Annotated in this window: 6 protein-coding genes; 3 read left to right on the forward strand and 3 right to left on the reverse strand. The window is 57.5% G+C overall.

Translation table 11 applies throughout. From position 1 onward, the window contains the following. Positions 1-147: 147 nt before the first annotated feature. From SynMITS9220_RS13205 to recN, 3 genes are read right to left on the reverse strand one after another with little or no spacing between them, the layout of a single operon-like run. Complete coding sequence (locus SynMITS9220_RS13205) at positions 148-1,650, reverse strand: alpha/beta fold hydrolase (protein WP_186989826.1); 1,503 nt, start codon at positions 1,648-1,650, stop codon at positions 148-150. Beyond that, a complete protein-coding gene (gene uvrA / locus SynMITS9220_RS13210; protein ID WP_186989828.1) occupies positions 1,647-4,625 on the reverse strand; it encodes an excinuclease ABC subunit UvrA in 2,979 nt (992 codons plus the stop codon). The genes SynMITS9220_RS13205 and uvrA overlap by 4 nt, the downstream gene beginning before the upstream one ends. 47 nt (positions 4,626-4,672) lie before the next feature. Beyond that, entirely contained in the window at positions 4,673-6,361 is a 1,689-nt protein-coding gene (recN, locus tag SynMITS9220_RS13215) for a DNA repair protein RecN (protein ID WP_186989830.1), read from the reverse strand. 61 nt (positions 6,362-6,422) lie between these two features. On the opposite strand from recN, the gene SynMITS9220_RS13220 reads away from it, so the two are divergent. The 3 genes from SynMITS9220_RS13220 (at position 6,423) to thrC (ending at position 10,071) form a co-directional block, all read left to right on the forward strand. Continuing rightward, positions 6,423-8,303, forward strand: a complete 1,881-nt coding sequence (locus SynMITS9220_RS13220) for an AarF/ABC1/UbiB kinase family protein (protein ID WP_186992280.1) — start codon at positions 6,423-6,425, stop codon at positions 8,301-8,303. Positions 8,304-8,326: 23 nt separating this feature from the next. Next, positions 8,327-8,911: an alpha/beta hydrolase gene (locus SynMITS9220_RS13225; protein WP_186989832.1), complete on the forward strand. Its 585-nt coding sequence runs from the start codon at positions 8,327-8,329 to the stop codon at positions 8,909-8,911. 101 nt (positions 8,912-9,012) lie between these two features. Continuing rightward, positions 9,013-10,071, forward strand: coding sequence for a threonine synthase (gene thrC, locus SynMITS9220_RS13230; protein WP_186992282.1), 1,059 nt, complete (start codon positions 9,013-9,015; stop codon positions 10,069-10,071). Positions 10,072-10,287 lie beyond the last annotated feature (216 nt).

Consider the following 10,287-nt stretch of genomic DNA (forward strand, 5'->3'; position numbering starts at 1 on the left):
TGAAAGATGGCAATGCAAAAACATGCCCAGATCTCTTGCCTTCAAGGTGGTTTAAGGCCGACCAGCACTGTGACTTGAGAATTTTTTGGATGTAGAAATGCAGACAAAAAAGTCTTGTTTACAACACTGATATGGCGTAAAGAATTTTCATAATTGGCTGGTGACATCCATCAGTGGCACACGTTGATGACCCCAACCACCGCCCTGGAAGCTGAGCGAATCAGTGATTCCCAGATGATCATTGATCCAAGCAAGGATCAAAGGTCCCAGGATCGGTGGTTCTTCAGCACCCACAGGAGCCCAGAGATTGAAGTGATCACCACCTGAAGCCAGCACAATGCGGTGACCATTGGCCAAAGGCTGACCATTGCGAAGCGGAACGACCGCTTCAGGATCCGATGGAACAACCCAATCGCGGGTCCCGCTCACCAGCAGCACCTTGGCATGCATCGACGGGCCACTGGCTTCGTCGAACAGCAGTCGCAGAGGAGGACTGACCACAACCGCTGTCCGAACCCTCAGATCAGCCAACGAGCCTTGATCGGCACCTTTGAGCCAGCTGCACTGCAAAACCCAGCTGAGGTTGCGGTCTGGATCACGTGGATCCTGACAACGGACACTCAGCTTTCGGCTTGTGGTCTGAAGACCACCCAGCTGCAGAGCCGCGGTGGCACCCCAGGAATGACCCACAACCGCAACGGAATCGGTTTGCACAGAGGAACCTGAAAGCAGATTGCCGGTTTCGACCGCATCAATCACGGCCGTGACATCCATCGGACGCAAACGCAGTTCTTCTGAAGCCGGCGGTGGCTGTTTGCCCTTGATCATCAACTCCTGCTGCTTTGCGTCACTGCCCGGGTGAGCTGGAAGCAACACGGAATAGCCATGGGCAGCGAGCAGATAGGCCCACCCCTCAAAACTGGACGGTTCATCCCAAAGCCCATGGGAGATCACCACCAATCGACCATTGGAGCTTGCGGTGGGGAAGATCTCCGTGACCTGTAGAGGTTGCGGACGATGGTTCACCGCAACGGAGCGTTGCCTGCGGGTCCAACCGGATGCCGCTGCAGCGACGATCGTTGAAGAAACAGGCTTTGCTGCGGTGCCCTTTTGCACCAGGGCCCGTGCATCGTCTTGATTGGCTCTGAGTCTTTTCGCGTAGAAAGCGAGCGCCTGCAAATTGATCGAGAGCTCGTCTCCCGGAACTTGACGCAGAAATCCCAGTAAATGGGGCTGATCATCCCGATAGGCCGCGGCCAGAGCCTCAGACACCATGCGCCCGCTGGTGTCGGCTGGAAGACCCTTGACCTCAACCAATTCGGAAACAGCCAAAAGCAGCTGTTCAAAAAGGGGATGGCCAAGAGATTGGCGAACAATGCTGCTGGTTTCTTGAGGGAGAGGGGCCGTCAGCAGCGATTCAATCAACTTCTGCACAGATCCATCGCCTGCCAAATCCAGCTCCTGAAGATCTGGATTGGAATCGATCAGCTCCCGAGCATTGGTGGCCCGACTCAAATCCAGGCTGATGCTCTCATCCAGCAAAGGCAAGGTGAAGGTGAGCCGCTCAACCGCTTCCACCGGTTGGGCGACCAGCAGCGAAGCCAAGGCTGCAGCCAAGCCACGCAAGCGGAAATACGGGAAGGACGTCATGCCGCCAGAGGAGCACTCTGAGGGGGATGTTGCTTCAGAACCCTGGCGAGATAGCGACCGGTGTGACTGGTTGGGTGCTGGGCCAACTCTTCTGGAGTTCCACAGGCCACCAACTCTCCACCGCGATCACCACCCTCGGGACCGAGATCGATCAACCAGTCGGAACAACGAATCACATCGAGATTGTGTTCAATGCAGATAATCGAATTCCCCTTGTCCACAAGACGCTGCATCACATCCATCAGCTTGTGCACGTCATAGAAACTCAGGCCGGTGGTGGGCTCATCAATCAGGTACAGCGTCTTGCCGGTGGCCCTGCGGGACAGTTCAGTGGCCAACTTCACCCGTTGCGCCTCACCGCCGGAGAGCGTGGGTGCCGGCTGACCCAGCTTCACGTACCCAAGACCCACATCCACCAGGGTCCGTAGTCGGTCAGCCGCCTGCGGAATGGCAGAAAACACGTCAGCCGCCTGCTCAACGGTCATCTCCAGAACGTCGGCGATGGTGTGCCCCTTGTAGGTGACCTGAAGAGTCTCACGATTGAATCGGGCGCCCTTGCACACGTCGCACTGCACATACACATCCGGCAGGAAATTCATCTCGATCACATTGACCCCCTGACCACGACAGGCTTCGCAGCGACCGCCCTTGACGTTGAAACTGAACTGACCCACCTGATAACCGCGTGCCTTCGCTTCAACCGTGGCTGCGAACACCTGACGGATCGGATCAAAGGCACCGGTGTAGGTGGCGGGGTTGGAACGGGGAGTCCTGCCGATCGGTGACTGATCAATCACGATCACCTTGTCGATCGACTTGAGGCCACGCATCTCGCCGAGACCGTTGGGGAAAGGCACCTTGTGGCCGAGGCCATGCTCCAGCGCAGGGTGAAGCAACTCATTCACCAACGTGCTCTTGCCGCTACCGCTCACTCCAGTGATGGAGACCAGGCGTCCGAGCGGAAACTCCACGCTCAGGTCTTTGAGATTGTTGCGATTGCAGTTGAGCAGCTTGAGGCTGCGAGTCCCTGCCGAGCGCCGTTCCGGAGGCGTGGGAATGCTTCGCTCACCACTGAGATAGGCACCTGTCACGGAGTCCTCCGCGTTCAGGAGATCATCCAGAGATCCCTCCGCCACGATGTGTCCTCCGTGCACACCGGCTCCTGGACCGATATCCACCAGGTGATCGGCAGCGCGAATGGTGTCTTCATCGTGTTCCACAACCACCAGCGTGTTCCCCAGATCACGGAGACGCTCGAGGGTGGCGAGCAGGCGATCGTTGTCTCGCTGGTGCAAACCAATGCTCGGTTCATCGAGCACGTACAGCACTCCTGTGAGGCCGGCACCGATCTGAGTCGCCAGACGGATTCGCTGCGCTTCACCACCGGACAGCGTCATCGCCGGCCGATCGAGGCTCAGATAGTCGAGACCAACATCCAGCAGAAAACGCAATCGCATGCGGATCTCGCGCAGCACGAGATCTCCGATCTGCATCTGACGGTGCGTGAGCAATGGTTCACTGCCCTCAAAAGCACCCTCACCCATCAACTGCTCAATCCGGTCAAGGGTCTGGCCCACGCTCACAGCAGTGAGATCCGTAATTCGGAAGCAGCCCATGCGCACGGCCAATGCCTCAGGACGCAATCGTTTGCCTGCACAACTGGAGCAGGGAACCAGTTCCAGATATTTCTCCAGCTTCTGACGCTGGGCCTCACCACTGGCATCACGCAACTGCCGCTCAAGAATCGGCAGGATCCCCTCAAAAGGACGCTGATAGGCACCAGTTCCCTTGCGATAACGGCTATCGGCCTGAATCAGGATCGGTTCGCGACTGCCATTGAGCAGCACATCCTGCTGCTCTTCAGACAGGTCCTTCCAGGGAGTCTTGATCTCGAACCCAAAGGCCTCCCCAACGGAATACAGCAGGGAGAAGTAATAGGAGTTGTCTTTCTCGGCCCAGGGAGCCACTGCGGCGTAAACAGGCAGTGAGGGATCTGGAACCACGCGCTCAGGTGTGAACTTGCGCAGGTGGCCGATACCGTGGCAAGCCTCGCAAGCACCGTAAGGACTGTTGAACGAGAACAGCCTTGGTGAAAGCTCTTCCATGATCGCCCCGTGCTCGGGGCAGGCGAAATTCTCGGAGAACAAACGCTCCCGATCGACTCCTTCAGGAAGTTGCTCGTCCTTTTTAGGAACCACTTCAACAATGGCCAAACCATCTCCGCGTTTCAGTGAGGTGCGCAGGGAGTCGGTGAGCCGTTCCTGGATTCCCTCACGAGCAACAAGCCGATCCACCACCACTTCAATGTTGTGGCTTTGGTTTTTATCGAGCTCAATGTTGTCGGCCAGCTCGCGCACTTCTCCATCGATCCGCACCCGGGCAAAACCTTCGGCGGCCAGGCCGCTGATCAATTTGGCGTGGGTGCCCTTTTTGCCACGCACAACTGGCGCAAGCAGCTGATACCGCGTGGATTCAGGCAAGGTGAGGATCTGATCGACCATTTCATCAATGGTCTGCGGCCGGATCGGACGATCACACTTAGGGCAATGCGGATCGCCGGCCCGACCGAACAACAAACGCAGATAATCCTGGATCTCCGTGACAGTTCCAACAGTCGAACGTGGGTTGTGACTGGTGGATTTCTGATCGATCGAGATCGCCGGTGAAAGGCCCTCAATGGCATCAACATCCGGCTTGTCGACCTGACCCAGAAACTGACGCGCGTAGGCGGAAAGACTCTCGACGTAGCGACGCTGACCCTCAGCGAAAATCGTGTCGAAAGCCAGAGAACTTTTACCGCTACCGCTCACCCCTGTGAACACCACCATCTTGTTGCGAGGGATGGTGAGATCAACGTTCTTGAGATTGTGCTGGCGAGCACCACGAACGCGGATCACGTTCTCTTCTGATCCAATCGCGAGTTTCACTGGCTCCGCCGGAGACGAGGCCTTTGATGTGGGAGCGGTTCGCCCCATACGGCTGGATCTCAGGAACTGAGGATTCTACTGAGATCAGATGATGCTCATGCTGCTTTCTGATCCAGAAGGCTGGCTGCATAAGCCTCAGCTTCGCGGCGTTCACCGCCTGCCAGTTCAGCCAGCTCACGCTGACGCTCCTGAGTGTCCCGCAGTTGGGACACTCGCGAATGGGTCACCCCATCGCAAACGTCTTTGCTGACGCGGAAATGATGATCAGCCGCAGCAGCCACCAGCGGCTGATGGGTGACACAGAAGACCTGACGATGGCGCGACAACAGGCGCAGCAGATCGGCCATCGCACCGCTGACACGGCCGCTCACTCCAGTATCGATTTCATCGAAGAGCAGGGTGCTAGATCCATCCACCTCGGCCAGGCAGGTCTTGAGAGCCAGCAGAAAACGCGACATCTCACCCCCGGAAGCCACTTCAGCGAGCGGTGCCATGGGCTGACCTGGATTCGCTGAGAACAAGAAGCACACTGCATCCGCCCCGCTCTCGCCAGGTTCAGACGGCTCAACAGCGACCTCGAAACGCACATTGGCCAATCCCATCGGCCTGAGATGGGCCATCAACCGCTCTTGCAGCTCCGCCGCAACAATCAACCGCTTTGAACGCAGCGAAGCATTGCTGCGATCACGGATGACACAAGCCGCCTGCTCCTGGCTGCGCAACTGCTCAAGCAGTGCATCAACACCACCAGACTGCTGACGGTCACGCAACTCATCGCGGCGCTTGATCAAATCGATCAGATCCTGACCATGCCGGCGTTCCAGGCGCTTGAGCTCGGCCAGACGATCCTGAAGTACAGACAGACGATGGGGATCACTGTCCAAAGAGGCTCCGTAACCCTCCAGCTCCCTGATCAGATCCTGAACACCTGATTCAAGATCAAGACATCGCTCACTTAAAGACTGCAGCGACGGATCGAGACCCTGCATCTGCTGCAGCTCATGGCTGCAGGCCAGCAAATGATCAAGCGTTGAGGGTGCCTGATCAGCACCGTCCTGAAGACGCCCGATTAACAGACCCAGACCCTCCTGCAAGCGCACCCCATGAACAAGACGGTCCTGTTCCCGTTCGAGCTGATCAATTTCCTCGGGGTCATCAAGCTCAGCTCGCTCGAGTTCAGCCAGCAACAGCTCCAGCTCCTCACGCTGTTGATCCAGACGCAACCGATCAGTTTCAGCCCGCTCAAGCTCGGACTGACAGCGAAGCCAATCATTCCAGTGACGACGAACCTGGCTGAGCTCAGCATCAAGAGAAGCTCCGCCAAGATGGTCAAGCCAGCGTTTCTGCTGACCAGGACGTGCCAGCTGCTGGGTTTGACCCTGAACGGTGAGATCAATCAGCAAAGGACGCAGCTCCAGTAGTTGCTGACGATTCACCATCACGCCGTTCAGCCTTGAGCGGCTGCTAAGGCGATCCTCCTGACGCCGCCATTCACGGCTCACCACCAAGTCTTCCTCTCCATCGCTGATCTCCTGCTCGCTCAACCAGCGGCTGGCGGCTGCGCCAGGACGAAAACTGGCCTCGATCACGCCTCGGTCACAACCGGACCGCAACAGACGCGCACCTGCACCTGCCTGCAGACCTCCAAGCACGGCATCCAAAGCATCCAGAAGGATCGACTTCCCTGCTCCCGTCTCGCCGGTCAGCACAGAAAAACCTTGATCAAATGCCAGATCAAGGCTGTCGATTAAGGCGATGTTCTCGAGTCGCAGGCCGGTTAGCACGGCAGACCCCGGTGTTGGAGCCGACCGTAGCGGCGGCTCAGCTCGTTTAGAAGGGGTGCACATGGCATTGAGGCCAGTGGCCCCTCAAGAACTCGGAGATTTCATCGAAGCCGCCGGTCTACTCACGTATGACCCGGCAGCCATCACCCGGATCTACGCGGGTCATCCCCAACGGCTGCTGCGGCGTCTTTGGCAAACATTGGTGCCGATTGGAATGCTGCTGATCGGCATCGGTTTCGACTGGATCTTCCAGCTGCTCAAGGATCAGAAACGGGCTCGAAGCAGGGCACGGGAATGCGCTGAACTGCTGGTGGAACTCGGACCGGCCTTCATCAAAGCGGGCCAGGCTCTCTCCACGCGTCCAGACATCGTGCCTCCGGTGCTCCTGGAGGAACTTGCCCAGCTACAGGACCAACTTCCAGGGTTCGACAGCGCTCTGGCCATGGCTTGCATCGAGGACGACCTGGGCGCTCCCGTCGACAGTATCTATGCGGAATTGGAACGCGAGCCGATCTCCGCTGCCTCTCTTGGCCAAGTGCATCGCGGAACGTTGCACGACGGTCAACGCGTTGCCGTGAAAGTGCAGAGGCCAGGTCTACGCGAACAGATCACACTTGATCTCTACATCGTGCGCAACATCGCCGCCTGGCTCAACAGCAACATTGGCCTGATCCGCAGCGATCTTGTTGCCCTGATTGATGAACTGGGCAGTCGGGTGTTTGAAGAGATGGATTACCTCAATGAAGCCTCGAATGCTGAGAAATTCAGCGAGCTGCATCAACAGAATCCGCGCATTGCCGTCCCGAAGATCTATCGAGAAGCCACCAGCCGAAGGGTGCTGACGATGGAATGGATCGACGGGGTCAAGCTCACCAATCTTGAGGCGGTGAGAGAGATGGGCATCGATCCTGACGACATGGTGTCTGTGGGCGTGAACTGCAGCCTGCAACAGCTTCTTGAGCACGGCTTTTTTCACGCCGATCCACACCCAGGCAATCTGCTGGCCCTCGCTGATGGACGGCTCTGCTACCTGGATTTCGGAATGATGAGCGAGGTCTCTCGGGAATCACGCACCGGATTGATCCAAGCCGTAGTCCATCTGGTGAACCGCAATTTCGGCAAATTGTCCAAGGATTTCGTCAACCTTGGTTTCCTCGCTGAGGACGTGAATCTGGAGCCCATTGTTCCGGCGTTTGAAACCGTGTTCAGTCAGGCACTGGAAGCAGGTGTCAGCCGCATGGACTTCAAAGCGGTCACCGATGATCTCTCTGGGGTGATGTACAAGTTCCCGTTCAGAGTTCCGCCCTATTACGCACTGATCATCCGCTCACTGGTGACCCTGGAGGGGATTGCCCTGAGCGTGGATTCCGACTTCAAGATTCTCGGAGCTGCCTATCCCTACTTCGCCCGCCGGCTGATGGAAGATCCTGATCCACAGCTTCGCCAGAGCCTGAAGGAGATGTTGTTCGACGGCGACATCTTCAGCTGGACGCGATTAGAAAATCTTGTGGCCAGTGCAGCCAGTCAAGATCAGCTGGACCTGGAAGCCCTGCTGGACCAAGTTCTGGATTTCCTGGTGTCAACCCATGGGGGCATGCTGCGCCATCAGCTCGTTGAAACCGCAGCCGATCGCATCGATTCACTGGGATGGATGACCCTGCAACGCCTTGGCCGGCGACTGCCCCGTCCGTTACAACCCTCCCGCCTCATGGCGTCAGGAGCCGAGTTGGATCAGGACTTCTATATGGACCTTGAACCCGTCCGTCAGCTGATCCAAGTGCTCCAACAACTGCCTGGATTCAGTCCAGATCTGCTGTTCAGCCGCTTACCCCGATTGATGCGTGAACCTGACGCCCGTCGTATGGGAGTTGAACTCGCACAGGGCTTGGCCGAACGAGGAGTTGTCCGACTGGTCAAAGCAGCAGCAGGAGTCTCCCCCTAGATTCCGCACAACTCGATCTGCCCATGTCTGCACGATCACGCCTTCGCAGGCACGCTCTGGCAACAGGTTCGGCGCTGGCTCTGAGCCTACTGAGTTGTTTCCAACCCGTTCACGCCGCCAAGGACGTAGCCCTGGTCAGTGGGGCCTTTATCCGTTCGATCAGTGTTGCGGACCTCGCTTACCTGGCTGAAACAGGCGAAGCGCGCGGACTACTGGTCGACCTGCTGAAACTGAGTCGTCAAGATCCTGAGGACGTGGCGAAACTGCTCAATCAGGAGCTGAATCTGCCACTGGTGCTGACCAGCAGGCTGATGTCCACAAGGATCGGAGATGTGATTCTGACTAGGGTGGCTCGGATCATCTATCCACTGAGAGTGCCCGCTCCCTCGGTGAGTGTTCCGGCCATCCGCGCTGGCGTGATCAACGGTCTGCAGATCGGTGACGGCGGATTGACGGCGATCAAATTTCTTGAGGCCTATCCATCGGACGTGATGGAAGTGAATATCCCAGCACTGCTTGCCGTGATCCAAAAAGCAGAATCCATCGCGGGCTTGGTGCAGTTCTTCTCAGATTCCCCCCTGGACGGTCTGAAGGACGGCAGCAACTGAACCAGGCTGCAGTGCCTGCCACATAGATTCCTGAGGAATATTGCCCTGCGCAGGTGTCACTGCTCAACAGCTTCCGTCGCCGTTTCTCCCCTGCTCCCGTCATGCAGGACTGGCCAGGGCTGATTGAGGCTTACAGAACCTGGTTACCAGTGAGCAACTCCACTCCGGTGGTGACCTTGAGGGAAGGCGCAACCCCGTTAATCCCCGTGCCTGCGATCGCTGAACGGATCGGAAAGGGGGTGAAGGTCTACGTGAAATACGACGGGTTGAACCCGACTGGTTCATTCAAGGACCGGGGGATGACCATGGCGATCAGCAAGGCCAAGGAGGCTGGATGTGAAGCGGTGATCTGTGCCAGTACCGGCAACACATCAGCGGCAGCCGCGGCCTATGCACGACGGGCAGGAATGCGGGCCTTCGTGCTCATCCCCGATGGATATGTCGCCCAAGGAAAGCTGGCTCAGGCACTGGTCTACGGCGCCGAGGTGCTCGCCATTCGCGGCAACTTTGATAAGGCACTCGACATTGTGCGGGAAGTGTCAGATCAGTACCCAGTCACCTTGGTGAATTCGGTGAACCCGTATCGCCTGCAGGGCCAGAAAACAGCCGCATTCGAACTGATCGACGCTCTTGGTGACGCCCCAGATTGGTTATGCATCCCGATGGGCAACGCGGGCAACATCACCGCCTACTGGATGGGATTCCAGGAGTATCACCAGGCAGGCCGAAGCCGCACTCTGCCCAGAATGATGGGGTTCCAGGCCAGTGGATCAGCTCCGTTGGTCAACGAAACGACCGTGAGCGATCCAGAAACGATTGCCACGGCGATTCGCATCGGCAATCCTGTGAACAGGGAGAAAGCCATTGCCGCACGGGCAGCAAGCAACGGCGCTTTCCTGGATGTGACCGATGAGGAAATCCTTCAGGCCTACAAGCTGCTGGGAGGACAAGAAGGCATCTTCTGCGAACCAGCTAGCGCGGCTTCCGTGGCAGGTCTGCTCAAACGCAAAGATGAAGTGCCTGCAGGAGCGACGGTGGTTTGCGTGCTCACAGGCAACGGACTCAAAGACCCCGATTGCGCCATTAACAACAACGACGCTGCCTTCCATACCGATCTGAACCCCGACCTGGGCACGGTGGCCAAAGTGATGGGTTTCTGAATCATCAGCTCAGCCGCACATGGTCTCCATCTCGAACGAGCCCCTTCAAAGAAGGGGTTTTTTGATGTCAAACGAGCGAAGAGGAACAGCAACCAGATGACGAACTGCCTGCGGAAGCTGGCGGAAAACCATGCCTGAAAGCTGTGGAGATCCAGGCTCAAAAGCCCTCCTCCATGACCCTTCAGATTTCCCCAGGCTGTTAATTCTGTGAAAAAC

Origin of the sequence: Synechococcus sp. MIT S9220, from assembly GCF_014304815.1 — a bacterium.
GTDB lineage: Bacteria > Cyanobacteriota > Cyanobacteriia > PCC-6307 > Cyanobiaceae > Synechococcus_C.